Source organism: Caulobacter sp. FWC2, assembly GCF_002742625.1.
In the GTDB taxonomy this organism is placed as follows: Bacteria; Pseudomonadota; Alphaproteobacteria; order Caulobacterales; family Caulobacteraceae; genus Caulobacter.
In genome coordinates this window covers 2,868,065-2,889,030 of sequence record NZ_PEBF01000001.1, presented here as the reverse complement: position 1 = coordinate 2,889,030, position 20,966 = coordinate 2,868,065, and the positions used below count along the sequence as shown (strand labels likewise).

General features: G+C 69.0%; 22 protein-coding genes. 13 read left to right on the top strand and 9 right to left on the bottom strand.

What is annotated here, in order from left to right; all coding sequences use genetic code 11:
• Window position 1: 1 nt before the first annotated feature.
• From trbE to CSW62_RS13855, 9 genes are all read left to right on the top strand, one after another.
• Entirely contained in the window at window positions 2-2,446 is a 2,445-nt protein-coding gene (gene trbE / locus CSW62_RS13895; protein WP_099578735.1) for a conjugal transfer protein TrbE, read from the top strand.
• Window positions 2,443-3,159: a P-type conjugative transfer protein TrbJ gene (trbJ, locus tag CSW62_RS13890; protein WP_099578733.1), complete on the top strand. Its 717-nt coding sequence runs from the start codon at window positions 2,443-2,445 to the stop codon at window positions 3,157-3,159. Before trbE ends, trbJ begins: the two co-directional genes overlap by 4 nt.
• A complete protein-coding gene (gene trbK-alt / locus CSW62_RS13885) occupies window positions 3,156-3,383 on the top strand; it encodes a putative entry exclusion protein TrbK-alt (protein WP_099578731.1) in 228 nt (75 codons plus the stop codon). Before trbJ ends, trbK-alt begins: the two co-directional genes overlap by 4 nt.
• A complete protein-coding gene (gene trbL, locus CSW62_RS13880; protein ID WP_099578729.1) occupies window positions 3,380-4,621 on the top strand; it encodes a P-type conjugative transfer protein TrbL in 1,242 nt (413 codons plus the stop codon). Before trbK-alt ends, trbL begins: the two co-directional genes overlap by 4 nt.
• 2 nt (window positions 4,622-4,623) lie before the next feature.
• Window positions 4,624-5,310 carry a conjugal transfer protein TrbF gene (gene trbF, locus CSW62_RS13875; RefSeq protein ID WP_099578727.1) on the top strand — a complete coding sequence of 229 codons (687 nt, stop codon included), beginning with the start codon at window positions 4,624-4,626 and terminating at the stop codon, window positions 5,308-5,310.
• The gene (gene trbG, locus CSW62_RS13870; RefSeq protein ID WP_099578726.1) at window positions 5,307-6,089 is read left to right on the top strand and encodes a P-type conjugative transfer protein TrbG; all 783 of its coding nucleotides are present in this window, start codon (window positions 5,307-5,309) and stop codon (window positions 6,087-6,089) included. The genes trbF and trbG overlap by 4 nt, the downstream gene beginning before the upstream one ends.
• Window positions 6,086-7,270 (top strand): TrbI/VirB10 family protein, encoded by a 1,185-nt coding sequence (locus tag CSW62_RS13865; protein ID WP_099578724.1) that lies wholly within the window; start codon window positions 6,086-6,088, stop codon window positions 7,268-7,270. Before trbG ends, CSW62_RS13865 begins: the two co-directional genes overlap by 4 nt.
• On the top strand, window positions 7,267-7,491 hold the full coding sequence (locus tag CSW62_RS13860) for a DUF2274 domain-containing protein (protein WP_099578722.1): 225 nt from the start codon (window positions 7,267-7,269) through the stop codon (window positions 7,489-7,491). The genes CSW62_RS13865 and CSW62_RS13860 overlap by 4 nt, the downstream gene beginning before the upstream one ends.
• Before the next feature lie 227 nt (window positions 7,492-7,718).
• Entirely contained in the window at window positions 7,719-8,033 is a 315-nt protein-coding gene (locus tag CSW62_RS13855; RefSeq protein WP_099578720.1) for a plasmid stabilization protein, read from the top strand.
• Window positions 8,034-8,132: 99 nt separating this feature from the next.
• Here CSW62_RS13855 and xth read toward each other — a convergent pair whose 3' ends face one another.
• The 3 genes from xth to CSW62_RS13840 all read right to left on the bottom strand — a co-directional run bounded on the left by xth (window position 8,133) and on the right by CSW62_RS13840 (window position 10,499).
• Window positions 8,133-8,912 (bottom strand): exodeoxyribonuclease III, encoded by a 780-nt coding sequence (xth, locus tag CSW62_RS13850; RefSeq protein WP_099578718.1) that lies wholly within the window; start codon window positions 8,910-8,912, stop codon window positions 8,133-8,135.
• A gap of 3 nt (window positions 8,913-8,915) precedes the next feature.
• Window positions 8,916-9,284, bottom strand: a complete 369-nt coding sequence (locus CSW62_RS13845; RefSeq protein ID WP_099578715.1) for a hypothetical protein — start codon at window positions 9,282-9,284, stop codon at window positions 8,916-8,918.
• A 132-nt stretch (window positions 9,285-9,416) separates the two neighbouring features.
• Entirely contained in the window at window positions 9,417-10,499 is a 1,083-nt protein-coding gene (locus CSW62_RS13840; protein WP_099578713.1) for a mechanosensitive ion channel family protein, read from the bottom strand.
• A gap of 400 nt (window positions 10,500-10,899) precedes the next feature.
• On the opposite strand from CSW62_RS13840, the gene CSW62_RS13835 reads away from it, so the two are divergent.
• The 3 genes from CSW62_RS13835 to CSW62_RS13825 are packed head-to-tail and all read left to right on the top strand — an operon-like array spanning window position 10,900 to window position 14,158.
• The gene (locus CSW62_RS13835) at window positions 10,900-12,987 is read left to right on the top strand and encodes a gamma-glutamyl-gamma-aminobutyrate hydrolase family protein (RefSeq protein ID WP_099578711.1); all 2,088 of its coding nucleotides are present in this window, start codon (window positions 10,900-10,902) and stop codon (window positions 12,985-12,987) included.
• The gene (locus CSW62_RS13830) at window positions 12,980-13,486 is read left to right on the top strand and encodes a DedA family protein (protein WP_099578709.1); all 507 of its coding nucleotides are present in this window, start codon (window positions 12,980-12,982) and stop codon (window positions 13,484-13,486) included. Before CSW62_RS13835 ends, CSW62_RS13830 begins: the two co-directional genes overlap by 8 nt.
• 48 nt (window positions 13,487-13,534) lie before the next feature.
• Window positions 13,535-14,158, top strand: coding sequence for a MarC family protein (locus tag CSW62_RS13825; RefSeq protein WP_099578707.1), 624 nt, complete (start codon window positions 13,535-13,537; stop codon window positions 14,156-14,158).
• 63 nt (window positions 14,159-14,221) lie between these two features.
• Here CSW62_RS13825 and CSW62_RS13820 read toward each other — a convergent pair whose 3' ends face one another.
• Window positions 14,222-15,082 (bottom strand): NAD(P)H-hydrate dehydratase, encoded by an 861-nt coding sequence (locus CSW62_RS13820; protein ID WP_099578705.1) that lies wholly within the window; start codon window positions 15,080-15,082, stop codon window positions 14,222-14,224.
• Entirely contained in the window at window positions 15,079-15,843 is a 765-nt protein-coding gene (locus CSW62_RS13815; RefSeq protein ID WP_099578703.1) for a histidine phosphatase family protein, read from the bottom strand. Before CSW62_RS13815 ends, CSW62_RS13820 begins: the two co-directional genes overlap by 4 nt.
• A gap of 111 nt (window positions 15,844-15,954) precedes the next feature.
• Here CSW62_RS13815 and CSW62_RS13810 point away from each other — a divergent pair, with 111 nt between their 5' ends.
• On the top strand, window positions 15,955-16,134 hold the full coding sequence (locus CSW62_RS13810; protein WP_099582297.1) for a hypothetical protein: 180 nt from the start codon (window positions 15,955-15,957) through the stop codon (window positions 16,132-16,134).
• Window positions 16,135-16,191: 57 nt separating this feature from the next.
• Here the strand turns inward: CSW62_RS13810 and CSW62_RS13805 are convergent, their stop codons facing one another.
• From CSW62_RS13805 to CSW62_RS13790, 4 genes are all read right to left on the bottom strand, one after another.
• Entirely contained in the window at window positions 16,192-17,961 is a 1,770-nt protein-coding gene (locus CSW62_RS13805) for an ATP-binding protein (RefSeq protein ID WP_099578701.1), read from the bottom strand.
• Complete coding sequence (locus tag CSW62_RS13800; RefSeq protein WP_099578699.1) at window positions 17,958-18,482, bottom strand: YfiR family protein; 525 nt, start codon at window positions 18,480-18,482, stop codon at window positions 17,958-17,960. Before CSW62_RS13800 ends, CSW62_RS13805 begins: the two co-directional genes overlap by 4 nt.
• A gap of 1 nt (window position 18,483) precedes the next feature.
• Complete coding sequence (locus CSW62_RS13795) at window positions 18,484-20,364, bottom strand: TonB-dependent siderophore receptor (RefSeq protein ID WP_099578697.1); 1,881 nt, start codon at window positions 20,362-20,364, stop codon at window positions 18,484-18,486.
• 234 nt (window positions 20,365-20,598) lie between these two features.
• A complete protein-coding gene (locus CSW62_RS13790) occupies window positions 20,599-20,952 on the bottom strand; it encodes a hypothetical protein (RefSeq protein WP_099578695.1) in 354 nt (117 codons plus the stop codon).
• Window positions 20,953-20,966: the final 14 nt, after the last annotated feature.

Here is a 20,966-nt window from a genome sequence, read left to right as displayed (position 1 = left end):
CATGCTCGACCTTCGCGAATACCGCCGCCGTCCAGCCTTGCTCGCCGACTTCCTGCCTTGGGTGGCCCTGGTCGCGCCCGGCGTGGTCCTCAACAAGGACGGCGGCTTTCAGCGCACCGCCGAGTTCCGGGGACCCGACCTCGACAGCGCCACCGACGCCGAGGTCGCCGCCGTGGCCGCACGGCTCAATGGCGCCCTCCGGCGCCTAGGGACCGGCTGGGCGATCTTCGTCGAGGCGCGCCGCGATCCGTCGGTGACCTATCCCGCCAGCGTCTTTCCCGACCCGGTGTCGGCCCTGGTCGACGAGGAGCGCCGCGCCGATTTCCTGCGGAGTGGCGAGCACTTCGAGAGCCGCTATTTTCTGACCCTGACCTATCTGCCGCCCGCCGAGCAGCGCGGGCGCCTGGAGCGCCTGTTCGTCGAGGGCCGCGCAGGGGCGGACATCGACTGGCGCGCCCAGCTTGCCGCCTTCATCGATCGCGCCGACCGCCTGCTGGCCTTGCTCGACGGGCTGATGCCGCGCCTGGCCTGGCTGGACGATGCAGCGACCTTGAGTTTCCTGCACGGCGCGGTCTCGACCGTGCACCAGCGCGTCGCCGTGCCAGAGACAGCGATCTATCTCGACAGCCTGCTGGCGACGGAAGGTCTGGCGGGCGGCCTCGAGCCGCGTCTGGGCCGCGCCCACCTGCGGGTCCTGACCATCGTCGGCTTTCCGCCCTTGACCACGCCGGGTCTGCTCGACGAGCTCAATCGTCTGGCCTTCGCCTACCGCTGGTCAACCCGGGCCCTGTGCCTGGACAAGACGCTGGCCGCTGGCCTGCTGACCAAGATCCGCCGCCAGTGGTTCGCCAAGCGCAAGTCGGTGTTGGTGCTGCTGCGCGAGGCCCTGACCCAGGAGCCCTCGGCGCTGGTCGACAACGACGCGGCCAACAAGGCCGGCGAGGCGGATCTGGCGCTGCAGGACCTGGGCGGCGACGCGGTCGCCTACGCCTATGTCACCGCGAGCCTCGTAGTCTGGGACGAGGATCCGGCCCGCGCCGACGCCAAGTTGGCCCTGGCCGAAAAGGTCATCCAGGGCCGAGACCTCACCGTCATCCGCGAGGACGTCAATGCGGTCGAGGCCTGGCTGGGGACCATTCCCGGCCATGTCTACGCCAATGTCCGCCAGCCACCGCTCTCGACCCTGAACCTGGCGCATCTGGCGCCGATGTCGGCGGTGTGGGCCGGACCCGAGCGCAACCGGCACCTGGATGGTCCGCCGCTATTGATCGCCCGCACGGCCGGTTCGACGCCGTTTCGGCTCAGCCTTCACGTTGACGATGTCGGTCACACGCTGGTCGTGGGGCCGACCGGGGCGGGCAAGAGTGTGCTCCTGGCCCTGCTCGCCCTGTCGTTTCGGCGCTACCCGCAGGCCCAGATCTTCGCCTTCGATTTCGGCGCGTCCAGTCGCGCGGCCGTGCTCGGCATGGGCGGCGATTTCCATGATCTGTCGGGGGAGGGCGGTGTCGCCCCGACCCTGCAGCCGCTCGCCCGGATCGATGAGGTCGAGGAGCGGGCCTGGGCGGCCGGTTGGCTGGCGGCGATCCTGGCCCGCGAGGGCGTGGCTGTCACCTCGGCGGTGCGCGAGCATCTCTGGGCGGCGCTGGGCAGTCTGGCCGGCGCCCCAGTCGCCGAGCGTACCCTCACGGGCCTGGTGGCGCTGCTGGCCAGTCCGCCGCTAAAGGCGGCTTTGGCGCCCTTCGTGTTGGGCGGCCCGCACGGCCGGTTGCTTGACGGCGCAGGCGAGACGTTCGGCGACGCCGACGTCCAGGTTTTCGAGACCGAGGGGCTGGCGCGGGGCGCGGCCGCTCCGGCGGTGCTGGCCTATCTCTTCCATCGCATTGGCCGGCGTCTCGATGGCCGACCGACCCTGATCCTGATCGACGAAGGCTGGCTGGCGCTCGACGACCCAGCCTTCGGCGCCCAGCTGCGCGAGTGGCTCAAGACCCTGCGCAAGAAGAACGCTTCGGTGGTCTTCGCCACCCAGTCCCTGGCGGACGTGACGGCGAGCGACATCGCCGCCTCGATCATCGAAAGCTGCCCGACGAGGATTTTCCTGCCCAACCCGCGCGCCTTGGAGCCGCAGGGCGCGGCGGCTTACGCCCGCTTTGGCCTCAACAACCGCCAGATCGAAATCCTGGCCCGCGCCACGCCGGCCCGCGACTACTACCTGCAATCGCGGGTCGGCGACCGCCTGTTCGACCTGGGCCTTGGACCCGTGGCCCTGGCCTTCTGCGCGGCCTCATCAAAAGTCGACCAGGCCGCGATCGCCAAGGTCCTGGCCAGCCACGGCCGCCGGGGCTTCGCCGCCGCTTGGCTGCGCGCCAAGCGCCTGGCCTGGGCCGCCGACCTCTTGCCGGGCGGATCGGCCGCCGCGGCCAGCGCTTCACCGGAGACATCGTCATGACCTTCACGCGACGCCGCCTGGCGGCGGCCCTGGCCGCCGGCCTGTTGGCTGCGCCCCTGGCGGCCCCTTCGCCCGCCCGGGCCCAGTTCACGGTCTTCGATCCGACCAACTACGCCCAGAACGTCCTCCAAGCGGCCAGGGCCCTGCAGACCATCAACAACCAGATCAGCGCGCTGCAGAACCAGGCGCAGATGCTGATCGGCCAGGCCAAGAGCCTCGCCAGCCTGCCCTATTCGTCCCTGGCCGTCCTGCAGGCCCAGGTCGATCGCACCCGCGAGCTGCTCGGTCAGGCCCAAGGTCTGGCCTATGACGTCCAGCAGATCCGCGAGGCCTTCCGCACCCAGTATGGGGCGGTGGACCTGTCGGTGACCGACAAGGCGCTGACACAGCGCGCCGACGCCCGCTGGGGCGCGGCCATCGCCGGCTTCCAGGACGCTCTGAAGGTGCAGGCCGGCGTCGTGGGCGGCCTGGGCCCCAGCCGGGATCAACTCACGGCGCTGGTGGGCCAGAGTCAGGGCGCGGTCGGCGGCCTGCAGGCGGCGCAAGCCGGCAACCAGCTCCTGGCGCTGCAAGCCCAGCAACTGGCCGACCTGATCGCGCTGAGCGCCGCCCAAGGCCGCGCCCAGGCGCTAGAGGCCGCCGACCGTGCGGCCGCGCGCGCCGACGCCAAGGCGCGGTTTGGCCGCTTCATGGGGAGCCCGACCACGCCATGACCCGGTCCCTCGTTTGGGGGACCACACTCATCATCTTGCTGGGGGCCGCTGTCTTGGCGGGCGGGGCCTCCAAGCATGCGCCACCCGCGCCGACGGCGGCCCGACCGCAGGACGGCGAGCTGGCCCGCTGCCAGGGCCTGGGCCAGGCGGCCGGCGACGACGCCCGTTGCCGAGCGGCCTGGGCATCGGCGCGGTCGCGCTTCTTTGGCGGGGCGGCGTCATGAACGACGTCGGCGTCATCGATCGCTTCTTCGACACCTTCAACCGCTATCTCGACAGCGGGTTTGGATTGCTGGGCGGGGAGGTCGCCTTCCTGTCCACGACCCTGGTCGCCATCGACGTCACGCTGGCGGCTCTGTTCTGGGCCTGGGCCCAGGGCGAGGACATCCTGGCGCGCCTGGTCAAGAAGACCCTCTATGTTGGGTTCTTCGCCTTCCTGATCGGCAACTTCCAGGCCCTGAGCCTGATCGTGCTCAAGAGCTTCTCGGGGCTGGGCCTGAAGGCGTCCGGCGCGGGGATCTCGGCCGAGGATTTCCTGCGGCCGGGGCGCCTGGCAGCCCTGGGCGTGTCGTCGTGCAAGCCGCTGCTGGAAGCGGCCGCCGAGCTAGGCGGCTTTCCCGGCTTCTTCGAGAACATCGTCCAGATCCTGATCCTGCTGGTGGCGGCGCTCCTCGTCATCGTCGCCTTCTTCATCATCGCCATCCAGATCTTCGTGGTGCTGATCGAGTTCAAGCTGGTGACCTTGGCCGGCTTCATCCTCGTGCCGTTCGGCCTCTTCGGGCGAACCGCCTTTCTGGCCGAGAAGGTGCTGGGCAACGTCATCGCCAGCGGCGTGAAGGTCATGGTGCTGGCCGTGATCGTCGGCATCGGCTCGTCGCTGTTTTCTGAGTTCACCAGCGCTTCGAGCGGCCAGCCGACCCTTGAAGAGGTCCTGGCCATCGCACTGGCCGCCCTGACGCTCCTGGGCTTGTCGATCTTTGGTCCGGGCGTGGCCTCGGGCCTGGTATCAGGCGCGCCGCAGCTGGGCGCGGGCGCTGCGGTCGGCACGGGCCTGATGGTCGGCGGCATGGCCATGGCCGGCGCGGCTGCGGCCCAGATGGTGGCGACGGGAGCCGGCGCGGCCGGCGCGGGCGCGGCGGCGGCGGGCCCGGCCGGTGGACGCGCGCCTCCGGCCGGTGGCGCGCCGGCCCCTGGAAGTCCGCCGGGGGGCGGCCCGTCGGGAGGCGGCGGAGGCGGCGCTGCGGGCACGGCGCCGACCGGTTCGCCGACACCGTCGCCGACCAACGATCCAGGCGGCGAAGGCGGCGGCGGCGGGGAGGGCGATGCCGCTGGTCCGCCCCCTTGGGCCCGCGACCTTCAGCACCGTCAAACCCTGGCCCATGGCGTGACCATGGCCGTCCACGCCGCCGGCAGCGGCGACGACCACAGCGCCGGCGCGGCGCCTAGCCTCAAGGAGGATTGATCATGAGCCCTTTGAAGGGACCGGCCCGCTTTGGCAAAGCGCCGTCGCCGCAGACGCCGTATCAGAAGGAAGGTCAGGCCTGGGACGCGCGCCTGGGATCGGCGCGTGTGCAGGCCTTCAACTGGCGCCTGATGGCCCTGGGGTTGCTAGCGCTCAGCGCAGGCCTGTCGGCGGGCCTTGTCACCCTATCGCTTCGCGGCGGGGTCACGCCCTGGGTCGTCGAGGTCGATCATCTGGGCGAGCCGCGCGTCGCCGCGCCGGCCGTTCAGGGCGCGCGGGCCAGCGACGCGCTGATCGCCTGGACCCTGGCGCGCTTCGTCACCGACGTGCGCACAATCTCGACCGATCCGGTGCTGATGCGCCAGGCCTGGCTGCGCGCCTACGACTTCACCAATGCCGACGGGGCCGCCGCCCTGTCGGATCATGCCCGCCGGGCGGACCCGTTCAGCCAGGTCGGCAAGGTCCAGGCGACGGTGACCATCACCAGCGTCGTGCGCGCCTCGCCCAGCAGTTTCCGGCTGGCCTGGACCGAGCAGCGCTACGCCGACGGGCAACTGGTCGCCACCGAGCGCTGGAGCGCCATCCTGACCATCACCCTGAAGCCGCCGCGCGATCCGGAGGGGCTGCGTTCCAACCCGCTCGGCGTCTTCGTCACCGCCATCGCCTGGTCAAAGGAGTTCGGGGCATGAGCCGCTCGATCTCGATCGCGGGCCTCGCCATGCTGCTGGCCGCGTCCGCCGGCCATGCCTCGGAGCCCGACCCGCGCTTGGGCGCGCCGGCCGGCATGGCGCGCTTCGACTATGTCGAGACCGCCGTCTATCCGGTCATCGCCACGCCCGGCCGCATCACCGACATCGTCCTCGAACCGGGGGAGGGGTTGGTCGCCTCTGGACCGATCGCGGCCGGTGACACCGCCCGCTGGGTCATCGGCGATACGACCAGCGGCGCGGGCGGGGCCCGACGCGTGCATGTCCTGATCAAGCCCACGGCCGCCGACCTCGCCACCAACCTGGTCATCAACACCGACCGGCGCACCTATCATCTGGAGCTGCGCGCCTCGGGCCGCACCTGGCAGGCCCAGGTCTCCTGGCGCTATCCCCCGTCTGGCTCTGTCGTCGTGGTCGCCGCGCCGCCTGCGCCGACGCCGCCCGTCTTGGATCTCTCGCGGGTGAACCGCGACTACCGGGTCCAAGGCGACCATCCGGCCTGGCGGCCGGTGGCGGTCTTCGACGACGGCCGGCGGACCTATGTCGAGTTTGGCCCGGGCGTCGTGCTCGATGACCTGCCGCCGCTCTATCGCACCGGCCCCGACGGCAAGAGCGCCGAACTGATCAACTATCATGTCGAGGGGCGCAGGATCGTCACCGACCGGCTGATCGACCGCGCGGAGCTTCGGTTCGGCGTCAAACGCGCCGCTCAGCGGGTGCTTCTCGTCCGGCGGGCCGCTCAAGGGGAGACGGCCCGATGAGCCCGGATCTCGACCCGGCCGAAGAGGCGATCGCCAAGACGCTACGGTTGCGCGGCGACCCCGCGCCGGTGGCGCGTTTGTCGCGTCGCGCCTTGATCGTCACGGGCGTTCTCGTCTCGGCCGGTCTTTTCGGGGCTGTCGGCTGGTCGCTCGTTCAGCGCGAGCGGACGCGGCCGCCAGCCACCGATGTCCCGCAGCCGGCCCAGCCGTCCGAGCGGGTCACGGCCTTGCCGCGCGGCTATGAGGGGCCGGCCGGGGTTCCGCCCCTTGGGCCGCCGCTTCCGGGCGACCTTGGCCGGCCTATGCTGAAGGCCCAGCGCGAGGGCAAAGCCACCGATTGGCCCAGGGATGCTGGGGCGACGGACTTTCCCGGTGAAGGGAATGCCGGGGCGCCCTCGTCGGTGTCGCCATCGTCGGCGCCAGGTGCGCAGGGGGATGTGGCGGCTCAGGCGCGATCCGTCGCTCATCGGGCAGCGCGACAGAGTGGTCTGTTCGTGGCCGCCGCGCAGGGCGGCGGGGAAGGGCGGCCGACGCCCGTGGCGCTGGATACGGTGGCGCAGGCGGATGCGAGGACCACCAGCACCGAGCGTCTTCAGGCTCCAGCCTCGCCCTATGTGCTGCAGGCCGGTTCGGTGATCCCCGCGGCCCTCGTTACGGGACTACGATCCGACGCGCCGGGTCTGGCCATCGCCCAGGTCACCCAGGATGTGCATGACAGCCTCGGCGGCGGCGTGTTGTTAATCCCCGCCGGCTCTCGGTTGGTGGGCGACTACGACGCCGACATCCAGGACGGCCAAAGCCGCCTGCGGGTCGCCTGGACGCGACTGATCCTGCCGTCTGGCCGCTCGATCGTCCTCGACAAGCTGCCCGCCGCCGACGCCCAGGGCATGGCCGGACTACAGGACGGCGTCGATCGACACGGCCGGGGCCTGCTTGCGGCCGCGGGGCTTTCGACCCTCGTGGCCATCGGCGCGGAAGCGGGCGGAGACAGCGATGAAGACGGACTGGTCAGGGCCTTGCGCCGGGCCGGCTCGACCACCGCCAGCCAGGTTGGCCAGCAGGTCGTCGGCGCGCGCCTGAATCTCAAGCCTACCCTGACCATCCGGCCCGGCGCGCCGCTACGCGTGCTGTTGAGCCGCGATCTGGTTCTCGAGCCCTATTTCGAAAGGAGCGTTCGATGAGCAAACTGAAGCTTGGTCCGCTGGAGGACGAAACGCCCGTCAAGCTGGCCTTGGAGCTGCCGGCCGCCATCCATCGCGACCTCGTCGCCTATGCCCAGGCCCATGCCGCCCAGGAAGGTGGCAAGGCCGCCGAGCCAGCCCGCTTGGTCGCGCCGATGCTCGCCCGGTTCATGGCCACCGATCGGGCGTTCGTCAGGGGCCGCAAGCCTCGGGATGGCTAGTGCCGTTCCGGAGCCACAGTCCCGACACTCCAGAGTGCGCCGTCAGCGCGTTAAAAAACGCCTGGAGCGGCGTTGTTGATGCGGCGGGCAGCGATCGGGCAGGGCGGCGCCACAGCGCTGAAGAGCGGTCGCGACGAGGCGCGCCTTGGCTTTGCTATAGGAACGACCAGCCGCACGCGGCATTTCAAAACCAGCCGGCGGATGACCGGCCGGAAGGGAGTCCCGAAATGCCACGTGGCGACAAGTCCAGCTATACCGATAAGCAGGAGCGCAAGGCCGATCACATCGCCGAGTCCTACGAGGACAAGGGCGTATCGACCCAGGAAGCCGAGCGCCGGGCTTGGGCCACCGTCAACAAGGATGACGGCGGCGGCAAGAAGTCCGGATCCGGTCGAGGAAAGACCACAGGTCATCCCGCCGCCCACAAGGGGGGCGAGAAGGGCGGCAAGGCCTCTGGCCAACGCAGCGCCGCCGACCGGTCGGCCTCCGCCAAAAAGGCGGCCGCGACGCGCAAGCGCAACGCCGAGCACCACGCCCACTAGGCTGCGACCTGCGAACCGGGCAAAGGCGATGTGGCGTTCGACACCTCGGACCGGTTCGTCCAGCTAGATTGGAGACGACGTCGATATCGTCGACCGCCGCTATTTCTGGCCCTGCAGTTCGATCCAGGTCGGCGCGTGGTCGCTGGGCCGCTCACCGGCCCGAGCGAAGCGATCAACGTCGGCGGCCTTCAAGCGCGGCGCCAAGTCCGGGCTCAGCAGCAGGTGGTCGATCCGCAGCCCCGCGTTGCGATCGAAGCGGCGTCGCAGATAGTCCCAGAAGGTATAGATCGTTTCTCCGGGATGCTGTGTTCGCAAGGCGTCGATCCAGCCCTGGCCGAGCAACCGCGCGTAGGCCGCGCGAACCTCGGGCCGAAATAGGGCGTCCTCGCGCCAGCGATCGGGGACATAGACGTCCAGGTCGGTGGGGATGATGTTGTAGTCGCCGGCCAGCACGACCGGCCGGCTTTCGGCCAGCAGGTTCTGGGCATGGGCCTCGAACCGCTTGAGCCAGCTTAGCTTGTAGTCGAACTTGGGCCCCGGCGCGGGATTGCCGTTGGGCAGGTAGAGGCAGCCGACTACCAGGCCGTCGATTTCAGCCTCGATATAGCGGCTGTGCAGATCGCCCGGATCGCCAGGCAGGCCCCGCCGGCGCTCGAGCGGCGCGCCGCCGCGCCGCAGGATCGCCACGCCATTCCAGGCGCTCTGTCCGTGCCAGATCGCGCCATAGCCGGCCGCCTCCAAGGCCGCCTGCGGAAAGCGCTCCTGGGGCGCCTTCAACTCCTGCAGGCAGACGACATCGGGTTTGCTCTGGTCAAGCCAGGTCAGCAGCGCCGGCAGGCGCGCGGTGATCCCATTGACGTTGAAGGTGGCGATCCGCATGGCTCAGCCCAGGCCTGGCGCGTTGTGCCCGACACCAAAGCCGTTGGCGTCGATCCCGTGAATCTGGCGCGGCGCGCCGTCTGTCGCTCCGGTCTCGATCGGAACGTCACCGTCCCCAAGCTGGATCACTGTGGCGTCGAAAATGGGCAACCGCAGGGCGGCGCGATTAATGCGGTGGGCCGGGGAACTGGCCGCGCCGGGGTCGGCCTCCACCCCGTGGGCGACCTCCTCGTCGCCGACGTAAAGCCTATAGCTTGAGAAGGGCCAGGCGCGGCGCGGCCGGACGCGCCCCAGCACCTCGCCCAGGGAGGGCGCGGTTTCGGCAGGCCTTGTGGTCGTGACGGCCGCGTAATCGATGCCGGAGATGCGCATGACGAGACTGTAAAAGGTCCAGGCGGTGATTGGTTGCCGGGGTTCAGATTCCCATGCACGAGGCTGTGTGCAGGCAGAATCTTGGACGAGGGCCCTTTGCGGCGAGGTCAAACCTTAGGGCCCGGGCGCCGGTCACGCGGGATCGGCCAAGGCCAATCTCTGGCGCGCCAGGGCGAGGGGCAGCTCCTGGGCGATGAACGCCATCATCTTTTCGCGCACCTCACAGCGAAGGTCGAAGGCCGTCGGGGCGTTGCGGGCGCTGACCAGACAGCGCACCTCCAGAACCTGGGCGGTGATGTCTGTGACCGCCAGATTGACCACCTTGCCATCCCAAAGGCTCGAAGCCCTCACGATGTCTTCGAGCTTGGCCCGCAGGACGTCGATTGGCGCGGAGTGGTCGACATAGATCATGACCGTCCCGATCAGCGCCGCCGATTCCCGTGTCCAATTTTGGAATGGGGTTTGGATGAAGTAGCTGAGCGGCAGCACCATCCGCCGCCAGTCCCAGAGGCGCACGACCACGTAGGTGGCGTTGATCTCTTCGATATTGCCCCATTCCTTTTCCACGATGACGGCGTCGTCGATACGGATGGGTTGGGTTACGGCGATCTGTATACCGGCGATGAGATTGGTCAGCAGCGGCTGTAGGGCCAGACCGACGATCAAGCTGGCCGCGCCGCCGGCCGCCAGCAGACTGACGCCCCACTGCCGCACGCCAGGCACCGTCATTAACGCAAGAGCCACGGTGAAAAGCCCCACGACCACGGCGCTTGCCCGGCGCAGGATTCGCACCTGTGTCAGATGCTTGCGCGCCAGGAGATTGTCCTCGATGTCGACCCGGAAGCGCCTGAGATAAAGTGCTGCGCCGATGTCGAGCGACGTCAAGACGATCCAACCAATCAGGAGAATGAACAGGACCACCAGCAGGTGCTTGGCGCCTGCGGCTTGGCCTGGCGTCAGAGGCGCGACCGAAGCCGCCGCGCTCAACGCGGCCACGATGAAAACCCAGCGCGTGGGCCGTCGCGCGCGCACCGCCAAGGCGGGCCAAAAGGCGTCCCGGCCCGCCAACCCGCGCCGAATGACGAGAACCAGGATCTGGTGAGCGGCGAGCGCCACCAAGATGGCCACGCCGGTCAGGCCAAGGCTCACGGCCCAGGGCGGGGCCCACGTAGGAACCCAGGGCAGCCCGTCGAGCCGGTCGGAATAGAATGACATGGCGGTGCAACGCGTGTCGTGGAGAGAGGCTCCAGCGGTGGGCTGCCTCAAGGGCGATCGCCGGCGCGTCGTCTTAGGCCCCTTGCGCAAGGCCCGCGCTGATCGCCAGTCCTGGGTTTCAAAGGAGGGGCCAAGAGGCGCATGTCATCTCGTGAGCCGTTCAGACCGCCTGCCGCCGCGTGCGCGTTCGGCGCCGGCGCGGGACGACGGGGGCGGGCGAGCGGACCGATATGGTCACGACAAGCCGGACGAGTGGCCGTTCTGCAGGCCGCGCCGCGGGTTGAGAGGTGCTTGAGCACTTTGACGGGCGATCTGAGATTTTTTTCGATCCTGTCGCCATGCCGGGGAACTCAAGCGCCGTCTCGTCGCTCAAGCTTCGTTTTCGGCTGGAGGCGCAAGCATGTTCGACAAGCCGCGATCATCGCCGTCAGCGGGGCGGGTGATCCTCACCTATGGCCGCAGCCTGATCGCCCTGGTCATCGCCAGATCCCTGGCCCAGCGGGGCGTGGAGGTTATCGGCTGCGACGACGTCGATCTGACAGTCTTGTCGTTTTCAAAACACGTTCAGGAAACCTTCACCGTGGCGCCCTGGAAGACCGCGCCGGAGCGGTTTCTCGACGACCTTGAAGTGGCCGTGCGCGACTACGCGCCGCGTGACGACCGTCCCTACGTGCTGATGCCGGTCTTCGCCGAGGGCGAACTGATCGCCCGTCACCGCGCGCGGTTCGAGCCCACGGTGAAGCTGGCCGCGCCCAGTTGGGAAAGCATCGACCTGGTCCATCCCAAGGACCATCTGGCCCGACTGGCCGACGCGGTCGGGCTCCCAGCGCCCAAGTCCTGGGTGGTCGAGAGCGCCGAGGCCCTCGCCGAGCTGGCGCCGCGGCGGCGATATCCCCTGATCGTCAAGCCAAGCCGGGGTGAGGGCGGACGTGGCGTCAGCATGGTCGAGTCCGCGGACGCGGCGATCGAAAAGGTCCAGGCCTTGGGCTTCGCCCCGCCGCCCTTGCTCCAGGAGGTCTCGCCAGGCGAGGACTATTGCGTGGCGGCCTTGGCCCACGAGGGGCGTCTGGCCACGATGATGGCCTATCGCAACCTGACGAAATTTCCACGCAAGGCCGGCGCTGGGGCAATCCGCGAGACGGTGGACGCCGAGCCGTTTCGGACAGCCACCGAAGCGCTGCTGCAGGCCAGCCGCTGGACCGGCTTGGCGCAGCTGGATTTTCGCTGGACCGGCCAGCCAGGCGACGCTCCCGCCCTGATCGAGGTCAATCCTCGCTTCTGGGCGGGCCTGTTCCATTCCATCCAGACCGCCGTGGATTTCCCCTGGCTGCTTTATCTGCAGACGATCGGTCAACCGCTCGACCATATCGGCCAGCCCCATATCGGCGCCCGCACCAAGACCCCGGGGGTGTGGCTGCTGGCCGCCATCGAGGAGGTCGCCGCCGCGAGCGGCCAGTCGAGCGCGGGCGGTCAAGCCTGGCGCGACATCAAGGCCCGGTTGAGCGCGGGACAGTGGGCCGACCTGCGCAAGGATCTTGGCCAGATGAGCGGGGTTCAGTCGCTCGGCGAGATCGTCGCGCGCCTGCGTCAAGCCCTGGCCCAAGGCCGCGACGCGCCCAGCGAATTCGATCAGGACGACGATCCCTTGGTGGGTCTAGGGGCCCTGTTCGTGCTCAGCGCCTTGGTCAAGCATGGCAAGCTGCCCGACGAGATCACCTACGATGCGGGGGCGGACGCCGGACGACCCGGCCGCAAGGCGCCAAGATCGGCCCGCCCAACGATCGGCGTGACCATGCCCGACCAGGGCGAGACCGCCGCGTGGATGGCCATGCGCCTTGCGGTCTGGCTCGCGGGCGGCCGTGCGGTGAGGCTGACGGCGCGCGCGCCGCAGGACCCGCACACCGTCGACGGGCTGATCCTGGGCGGCGGCTCGGATGTCTTCCCGGCGACCTTCGAGGGCCAGCCCAAGCCGGGCTATGCCTACGACCTGGCGCGGGGCGCCATGGAGGCGTCCTGGCTCCTGGCCGCGCGTCGTCACGACCTGCCGGTGTTGGGGGTTTGCCGCGGCGCCCAGATGCTCAATGTCCTGGCCGGGGGCGGTCTGCACATGGATCTGGCCGGGTTCGAGGGCGCAAATCTCCAGCCCTCGCCATGGCAGAAGCTGTTCGCCCGCAAGATCGTCGCCGTGAACCCGTCATCGCGCTTTGCCGCCATCTGCGGTCAGCCCCGGCTAGCGGTGAACGTGATCCATCAACAGGCCATCGACCGCTTGGGTGTCGGCCTGACCGTCGCCGCGCGCCAGACGAACGGAGTCGTCCAGGTCATCGAGGATCGATCCCGCCGGTTCTGGATCGGCGTCCAGCACCATCCGGAACTGATGCTTTACCGGGCGGCGCATCGGCGCCTGTTCAAGGGGTTGGTCGCGGCCGCGCGCGCGCGGCGGCGCGAGCGCGCCGCGCTGGCGGCCGGAGCGCACGGCGATGGCTGAGCTTGGCGCGCGCTTGGTGGGGATGCTGCAGGCCGGTGCGCCCTGGCTTGGACCGCTGCTGGCCGTGGCCGCGTTCGCCGAAGCCTTGGTGGTGATCGGGCTTTTCGTGCCGGTCACACCCCTGCTTGTCGCCTTGGGCGCGGGGATAGCCAGCGGACTGATGCGTCCTGGCCTGCTGCTGTGGATCATGGCGGGCGCGTTCCTAGGCGCCTTCACGTCCTACGAGCTTGGCCGACAGTTTCGGGCGCGCGGCAGGGCCGCGCCGCGGTTGCGCCCCAAGGCGCAGGCGGCAGCGCAAGCTCTGTTTCAGCGGCACGGCGCGGCCGCCATCGTGCTGGCCCGCTTCATGGGTCCGCCCGCGACCGTCACGCCCTTCCTGGCGGGATGGTCGGGGCTGCCGCGCGGCCGCTTCGCGATCGCCAACGCCGTCGCCAGCGTGGCCTGGCCCCCGGCGATGCTGGCGGTCGGCGCGCTAGGCGCCTTGATGTTCACCTCCTAAATACCAAGTTCAGAAGAGAGCCCAGCGCCAACCGTCCGCCTGTTCGCCATGGTCCCCACCTCCAATCTTTCGTCCGACTTCGTCACCCTGTTGGTCACCATCGGCCCGATCGAAACCGCCGCCGTGTTCGCGGGCCTGTCCGCGGGGTTCACCCCACAGGAGCGCAAAGGCCTGGCCAAACGGGCGGTGGCGATCGCTGGCGGCGTGATGGCGCTTTTCGGGATCGCCGGGGCCACGGTGCTATCGCTGCTGCATGTTTCGATGCCCGCCTTCCGCGTCGCCGGCGGCGTGCTGCTCTTCCTGCAAGCCCTGACCCTGACCTTCGCCAGTCCGGGACTGTCGTCGATCAACGAGGGCGAACGGCGCGAGGCTCAAGGCGCCGGCGACATGGCCGTCTTTCCGTTGGCGTTTCCCCTGATCGCCGGGCCAGGAAGTCTCTCGGCGATCGTCCTGCTCGAGGGTCGGGCGACCAATTGGGCGGCCGAGATCGCGGTGTTCGCCAGCCTTCTGGTCTGCCTGGCCCTGACCTACCTGGCCATGCGCCTTTCCGGGCCCTTGACCCGCTGGTTGGGCAAGACCGGGGCCGATGTCGTCGGCAGGGTCTCGGGCGTTCTGCTCGCGGCCCTTGCGGTCCAGTTCGTCTTCGACGGCCTACGTCAGGCGGGGCTTTGAAGTCGGCGGCCTGTGAGAAGGCTTCAATGGCATCGGTCCGGCTGCGGCCAGCGGGCTTGGGCCTTAGCCGAAGCTCGTCAGGATGGCGGGCGCCTCGTCGGCGATCTCGCGCGCCAGATAGCCCAGCGCGCCGATCTTCGAGGCCAGGCGCGCCCCCGCCTCTCCGTGAACGAAAACCCCCCAAGCCGCCGCGTCGAACGGCGCAACGCCGCGCGCCAGGAGGCCGGCGATCAACCCTCCCAGGACATCACCCGACCCCGAGACGCCAAGACCCGGGCCGCCGCCGGCGTAGCGCCCGGCGCGCCCCTCCGACGACACGACGTAGGTGATTGCCCCCTTCATCGCCACGACGGCCTGGAAGCGACGGGCGGCCTCCAGCCCCGCCGTCAGCGGGTCGGCGTCGACGCGATCCTTCTCCCAGCCTAGCAGCCCGGCCATCTCGCCGGCATTGGGCGTGAGGACCCGGCCGGCGCGCGCCGGGGCATGGGCGATAGCGTCCAGCGCGCCGGCGTCGACGACGACGGCGTGACTGCTCGCCCTCTCCAGGAGCGTCTTGGCCAGGCCAGCGCGGTCATCCATCATGCCTGGGCCGATCAGCAGGGCGTCGCACCGCGAAGCGTTATCGATCACCACCTCGACCGCCTGGTTGCTCGCGTGACCGGCGGTGTCCCGAGGCAGGGCCAGCACACGCGCCTCGGGCAAGGCCACGCTGACGGCCGGCACGGCGAGCTCGGCGACGGCCACCTGCAGCTTTCCCGCGCCGGCGCGCAAGGCGGCGACCCCAGCCAACATCGCCGCCCCGGCCAGCTCGATCTCGCCGCCGATCACCAGCACCCGTCCGCGTTCTTCTTTCCCACCGTCGCCAGGCGAGGGGAGGCGATGGGCCCGCATCCAGGCCGCATCAAGGGGATCGGGAGTACTCATCGGGCGGCGACATTGGCGTCGGGCGCGGCGGTGACCGGCGCGGCCTGCGCCTCGAGGGGCGCGGTGAAATTGTAGCGCGTGAGCACGAGTTCGCCCCCTGGGCCTCGGGTCGGATCGAAGCGATATTCGGTGAGGCCGCAGTTGGCGATGTCGGCCTGGGCGTCAATGGCCAGGATCTCTTCTTCCGTCAGGCCCTCCAGCAGGTAGCGCAGGCATAGGACGACGACCTGGTGGGCGACGATCAATACATCGTCCCCGCGGTGATGCAGGCTGAGCGTATCGATGAGACTCCGCAGGCGCAGGATGACGTCGCACCAGCTCTCGCCGCCCGGCGGTCGGTGATAGAACTTACCCAACAGCCGCCGAAACTCCGCCTGGTCGGGGAATTGAGCCTCGATGCCATGACGGGTGAGGCGATCGAGAATGCCGAACTCCTTCTCGCGCAGCCGCTCGTCGATGCAGAACTTGCGATGCGGCTCGACCGTGCCGCCGGCGTCGCGCACGGCCTGGCTGGTCTGGATCGCCCGCAAGTAGGGCGAGGTCAGAACGGTGCGCGGTCGGTCCTGCGCGGGCTGGCCGGCGAACCACCGTCCGAGCGCGGCGGCCTGTTGGTGGCCCAGGGCGCTCAGCGCCACGTCCATGTCACGGTCGGCGATGTCGATGCGGCTCATGCCCGCCGCATCGGCCGCGTCTCGCGCCACATTGCCGGCGCTCTGGCCATGACGGACGATCCAAAGTCGGTTTGGCCAGCGTTGCTCCATGCCAGGGTCAACTCGTAATCACGCACTTGGTTCTGCGCGGCGCGAAACCACCGGCTCGGCTGATTGTTCTTCTCCAGCGACGACCTTCAGCGCCGCGCCTGGGAGACCACCATGACCGACGATCTCAATTCGCAGGGCCGCAAGGCCAACCAAGCCGAGGCGCCCGGAGCGTTCACGGCCGACGGCGGTAAGGCCGCCATTGAGAAGACGGGTCGCAAGGCCCAGAAAGCCGCCGGTCCTGACGGTCCGGACGCGACGGAAGTGGGCGACACCTTCAAGGCCAAGCCCTAGGAGCGATCGACCCTGGAGAGCTGAGCGCCGCGCGCCGACAGGTCAGTCGCGCGGCAGTCAGCGGCGCGGGGCCTGGGCCGGCGTCACGGGCGGGGTCCGCTCACGCAGACCCTTGGCCACGCGCGCCAGCAGCGCGCTCGAATCGAAGGGTTTGCGCAAGAGGTCGACGGGGCGTCCGAGCGCCTCTTCAAGGGCGGCGGACTCGGCATAGCCGCTAGCGATGATCATGGGCAGGCCCGGTCGCAACGCCAGGGCCGCGGCGGCGACCTCGGCCCCCGACATGCCAGGCATGGCGTAGTCGACGACCATCAGGTCGACGCTCTCGCGCGCCAGCAGGCTCAGGCCGGCCTCGCCGTCCTTGGCGGCGAGACAGTCATAGCCGTTCAAATCCAAGACATCGCAGATAAACGCACGGACGCCCTCGTCATCGTCGATGACCAGCACTCGGGCTGAAGCGCCGCCTTCTGGATCTGGCGTCGCGCTGGCAGGCGCGTCGTCTTGCAGTCCTTTTAGGATCTGGGGCAGCAAGATGGTCACCGTCGTCCCGCGGCCCGCCGAGCTTTCGATCCGCGCCAGACCCCCAGATTGCTTTGCGATCCCGTAGACCTGAGCCAGCCCGAGCCCCGTGCCCTTGCCCACGCCCTTGGTGGTGAAGAAGGGATCGAAGGCCCTGGCTTTGACATCGGCGGGCATCCCGACGCCATTGTCGGCGACACTAAGCCGAAGATAAGGTCCCGGCGAAAGCTCCAGATCATCTTCGATATGCTCGGATAGAACAGAAACGAGGATCCGCCCGCCATTGGGCATGGCGTCTCGAGCGTTGATGCACAGGTTCAGGACGGCCAATTCGAGCTGAACGGCATCGGCGACCACGGGGCGCTCGTCGCCGTCGGTCTGGAACTGCACTTCGACACCGCCGCCTAGCACGGTGGGCAAAAGTTCGTGTAGGCGATGGATCACCGCGCCCACGTCGATGGGTCGCATTTCCAATTTCTGCGATCGCGAAAAGGCCAGGAGCTGCGAGGTGAGCCTTGCCCCGCGCTCGGCGGCGTCCAGGCCGATCCGCGACCAGCGCTGGACGCGCTCGAGATCATCGGGGCGCTTGGAGATGACGTCCAAGGCGCCCTGGACCGTTTGGAGAAGATTATTGAAGTCATGGGCAATGCCGCCCGTGAGCTGACCCAGCGTCTCCATCTTCTGGGCTTGGTGCAAGGCGTCCTCGGCCGCTTCGCGCCGCTGAACCTGCTGCTCCAGGTCCGCGTTGAGGCGGGCCAGTTCATCGGCGCGCAAGCCCGCTTCGCGCGCGGCTCTCAGCTCGCTGTCACGCGCCCCTCGCGCCAAGGCGACAAGCAGAACGGCCGTGATCATCAGCAGGGCGATACCGGCATGGCGCTGCACGACCAAGACCGCGGCGTCTGGCGCGCTGTGGAGATAGACCCGTCCGATCGCCTTGCCTTCATGCATGATCGGCGCGGTGACGGCGTGCCTGCGCGCGAGGGGGGCGAGGTTCGCGCCAACGCCCGAGGGCGGAGCGCTGCGCGCCGGCGCGCGCCCAAGCTCGGCGATCTTGACCCCAGAGGCGTCATAGACGCCGACCGCGTCGATCTGTGGATCGGCTTCGAGCGCGCCCACCAATTCGGCGGCCGCGGCCCGATCGAAAAAGACCACCGCCGGCTCGACGGTGGCGGCGAGGACTTCGGCCTGAGCGGTCAGGGCCTGCATGCGGCCGGCCTGATAGGCGCGCTCATTGAACAGGCCGATGACCAGCCCCGCCAGAACCAGGATCATCGCGCCGAAGGTCGACGCGATGGAGGCGCCGCGACTCATTGTGTCACCTCCACGGCCAGGTTCAGCAGCTTCGAACTAATGCGCAGCCGGGCGGCGGCGGCCGCCCGCGTATCAAGCCGGAAACGGACCCGATTGGCGCGCAGCACGAACTGGGCGACCACGCCAGGTGCGGCCGACTCCGCGACCGTGAACACCGGCGCCCCGGCCAGGGCGTGCGCCGCGGCGCCGACCGACTGGCTGGAGGAGCCGCCGAGATAGGCGATGTGGCAACCGGCGTCGGGGTCCGCGGCCGGTAGACGACGCACCAAAAGGGTCCGGCCTTCGACCGTCTGGCCCGAGACGAGACGATCCAGGGTGGGGCCGAAGGGATCGCGGCCGATGATGCAGATCAGCAAGGGCTGGCGGTCGTTGGCGAACGCGCCGGCGGGCCAGTCCACGAACGAGCCGAAGCGATACAGGAAGGCCGCCTTGACGGGATATTCGAGCGAGCGCTCCTGGGCCGCGGCGACGGGGCCGCCGCAGACGAGTAAACCCAGGATAAGAAGAATCCGCAGGCCCATCTCACCAACCGTAGCGCAGGGCGACCTGGAAGTTTCGTCTCGTCTCCGTGCGTCGCGGCTCGGTCGCTTCGGGGTGCTGGTCGTGAAGAAGGTTCGAGCCGGCCAGCGAAAGCTGCACCTTGTCCGACACACGCCAAGTCAGGCGAAGATCCGCTTCCCCATAGGCAGGCGCAACGAGATAGTTGCTCACCGCCTCGGCCGGCGTCGAGCCTACATAGCGCAGGCGGACATCCAGATCGATCGATCGGGTCAGGCGACTGTTGGAGCGCACGAGCAGCTGATAGTCAGGGTCGTGCCCCGCCGCCGCCAGGTTGGAGATGTCCTGCGAGCCGGTCGCCCGCTGGAACTGCTTGGCCAGCGTCGTGCCGCCCGCGCTGATGCGCCAAGCCTCGGAAAGATCCAGGTCACCCCAGGCTTCCAGGCCCCAGGTGTGGCCTTCCAAGCCGTTGCCGATGCGGATCGGAAAGAAGGTCCCGGGCGCGGGCTCGTTGGAGCGCACGCCTTTATAGTCGTGGTAAAACAGCGTCGCCGAAACCGAGATCCGCGAGGCGGGACGGCCGCGGTAGCCCAGTTCGTATGCGGTCAGCTTCTCCGGCTGGAAGTCGGATCGCGCCACGATCGAGGGATAGACCAGGTCGCGGTCCAGGCGCGAGGGCGTGCGGATCGCCTTAGAGACGGCCGACCACAGCAGCGCATTGTCGCTGACGCGCCAGGCCAGCCGCGCGTTGGGCAGCCACTCCAGGCCGGTGAAGCTATTGTGTTCGGCCTTCAAGCCCAGGATGACGGTGACGTCGCCGCGGCTGATTTGATCCTGGACGAAAGCGTTGGACAGGTCGGAGGTCGCGCGCGGCGGATCCAGGACGAACGGGTTGAGGAAATTTTCGAAGCGGTCCGACCAGCGCCGATAACCCGCCCCGACCACCAACTGGTGATGGCCAAGCTCGAGGCGCTGCTGTCCCTGAATGTCGTAGGTGGCGACCCCGTCCAGAATGCCCCGCGCGATGCGTTCATAGCGGTCATAATAGACCTGTAGCTCGAACTCGGATTTGTCGCTCAGCGACCGCGTCCAACGGCCCAAGAGGTTGTCGCCGACGAGCTTGCCGCGAGGATTGGCGGGGATCTGCGATGGCACGTGATCGTAGTAGGAATCGCCCTGCAGCGTGAAATGACCGCTTTGGCCGTCGAAGTCGGTCCGAAAGCCGATCTGGCCGCCACGCCAGCCATCGCCGGCCTGCGCGCCCGCGCGAAGGGTGTCGGCGCGATCGAAGGTGCGCGCATAGACCCTGTAGGCGCCGGTCTGGCCCACCGCGCCGCCATAGCGCACGCTGTAGAACTGATAGCCGCGACCCGCCACGGCCTGGCCGGCCAGGCCCTGGGTAAGGTCGGCCGGCCGGGTGACGATGTTGATCACGCCGTTGACGGCGTTGGCCCCCCACAAGGTCCCGCCTGGCCCGCTGACCACTTCGATACGATCGACATCAGTCAGATCCGGCTGGATCTGGCTCCACTCCACCCCGCCGAAGAACGGCGAGTAGACGCTGCGGCCGTCGACCACGACCAGGAGCTTGTTGGCGCTCTCGAAGCCATTGAGGCCGCGCGCCGAGATCGCATAGTCCAGAGCGTCGACCTTCTGGACGTTGAGGTTCGGCGCGAGGCGGAGGGCCTCGGCGACGGTCTGGACGCCGTTGCGGCGGATGTCTTCGTTGTTGAGCACATAGACCGAGGCCGGGGCGTCGGCCAATCGCTCGGGTCTTTTGGAAACCGACGTGACCTCGACATTCGAGAGGTCCTCGATCGACAGGCGCGTGAGGTCGCCCGAAGACTGCGCCCAGGCGACACCCGGCAGCAGGGCGCCCAGGCCGATGAGCCCCCATATCTTCATTCCACATCCCCGATAACGCCCCGCGCCCTCATCGTGGCGCTTGCGGGACGAACGCGCACTGCTCAAGCTCGTTCCCGTGATCCGAACCGCGTGGCGCCGATCGGATTGCAGTGTTTTTTGCTCCGCTTCGGTGGACCGCCTGACGGTCGGTTGGGGCGCCAGATGTGATCATCGCCGAGCGGCGAATGGGCCCTGGTCAGCGGACCCTCGTGTGGTGTCGCGCGCGCATCCCTCTCAACCCACCGCCCGCAGTCGAGCGACGGCGTAGGCGGGAATGAGGGCGAGCGGCTCGCGCTCGCCGGCCGCCGAGGCCAGCCAGCGCGCCAAGGGCTTGAGACTGACCGGGGCCCGAAACGCCCGGCCGTCCTTGACCACGGCGATGGTCGGCGGCCCGCTATCTTCGAATTCAACGTCCAGGTCCAAGGCGCGCGGAGCGTCGCCGGCCTTGGCGGGCGTCCAGTCGATGCTGGTCGGGCCTAGGCGCGTCGGCCGGTCCAGAACCAGACGCTGCGGCGCATACCCCGCCCCGCGCAAGGCCGCGAGCGCCAGATAGAGTTTTTCCTCATAGTCGATGGCGAATTTAGCCATGGCGCCCCTCCCCA

What these genes read in the sequence shown, in the direction of transcription:
- trbE (WP_099578735.1), top strand. Translation starts at nt 2, where the DNA reads ATGCTCGACCTTCGCGAATACCGCCGCCGTCCAGCCTTGCTCGCCGAC.
- trbJ (WP_099578733.1), top strand. Translation starts at nt 2,443, where the DNA reads ATGACCTTCACGCGACGCCGCCTGGCGGCGGCCCTGGCCGCCGGCCTG.
- trbK-alt (WP_099578731.1), top strand. Translation starts at nt 3,156, where the DNA reads ATGACCCGGTCCCTCGTTTGGGGGACCACACTCATCATCTTGCTGGGG.
- trbL (WP_099578729.1), top strand. Translation starts at nt 3,380, where the DNA reads ATGAACGACGTCGGCGTCATCGATCGCTTCTTCGACACCTTCAACCGC.
- trbF (WP_099578727.1), top strand. Translation starts at nt 4,624, where the DNA reads ATGAGCCCTTTGAAGGGACCGGCCCGCTTTGGCAAAGCGCCGTCGCCG.
- trbG (WP_099578726.1), top strand. Translation starts at nt 5,307, where the DNA reads ATGAGCCGCTCGATCTCGATCGCGGGCCTCGCCATGCTGCTGGCCGCG.
- CSW62_RS13865 (WP_099578724.1), top strand. Translation starts at nt 6,086, where the DNA reads ATGAGCCCGGATCTCGACCCGGCCGAAGAGGCGATCGCCAAGACGCTA.
- CSW62_RS13860 (WP_099578722.1), top strand. Translation starts at nt 7,267, where the DNA reads ATGAGCAAACTGAAGCTTGGTCCGCTGGAGGACGAAACGCCCGTCAAG.
- CSW62_RS13855 (WP_099578720.1), top strand. Translation starts at nt 7,719, where the DNA reads ATGCCACGTGGCGACAAGTCCAGCTATACCGATAAGCAGGAGCGCAAG.
- xth (WP_099578718.1), bottom strand. Translation starts at nt 8,912, where the DNA reads ATGCGGATCGCCACCTTCAACGTCAATGGGATCACCGCGCGCCTGCCG.
- CSW62_RS13845 (WP_099578715.1), bottom strand. Translation starts at nt 9,284, where the DNA reads ATGCGCATCTCCGGCATCGATTACGCGGCCGTCACGACCACAAGGCCT.
- CSW62_RS13840 (WP_099578713.1), bottom strand. Translation starts at nt 10,499, where the DNA reads ATGTCATTCTATTCCGACCGGCTCGACGGGCTGCCCTGGGTTCCTACG.
- CSW62_RS13835 (WP_099578711.1), top strand. Translation starts at nt 10,900, where the DNA reads ATGTTCGACAAGCCGCGATCATCGCCGTCAGCGGGGCGGGTGATCCTC.
- CSW62_RS13830 (WP_099578709.1), top strand. Translation starts at nt 12,980, where the DNA reads ATGGCTGAGCTTGGCGCGCGCTTGGTGGGGATGCTGCAGGCCGGTGCG.
- CSW62_RS13825 (WP_099578707.1), top strand. Translation starts at nt 13,535, where the DNA reads ATGGTCCCCACCTCCAATCTTTCGTCCGACTTCGTCACCCTGTTGGTC.
- CSW62_RS13820 (WP_099578705.1), bottom strand. Translation starts at nt 15,082, where the DNA reads ATGAGTACTCCCGATCCCCTTGATGCGGCCTGGATGCGGGCCCATCGC.
- CSW62_RS13815 (WP_099578703.1), bottom strand. Translation starts at nt 15,843, where the DNA reads ATGGAGCAACGCTGGCCAAACCGACTTTGGATCGTCCGTCATGGCCAG.
- CSW62_RS13810 (WP_099582297.1), top strand. Translation starts at nt 15,955, where the DNA reads ATGACCGACGATCTCAATTCGCAGGGCCGCAAGGCCAACCAAGCCGAG.
- CSW62_RS13805 (WP_099578701.1), bottom strand. Translation starts at nt 17,961, where the DNA reads ATGAGTCGCGGCGCCTCCATCGCGTCGACCTTCGGCGCGATGATCCTG.
- CSW62_RS13800 (WP_099578699.1), bottom strand. Translation starts at nt 18,482, where the DNA reads ATGGGCCTGCGGATTCTTCTTATCCTGGGTTTACTCGTCTGCGGCGGC.
- CSW62_RS13795 (WP_099578697.1), bottom strand. Translation starts at nt 20,364, where the DNA reads ATGAAGATATGGGGGCTCATCGGCCTGGGCGCCCTGCTGCCGGGTGTC.
- CSW62_RS13790 (WP_099578695.1), bottom strand. Translation starts at nt 20,952, where the DNA reads ATGGCTAAATTCGCCATCGACTATGAGGAAAAACTCTATCTGGCGCTC.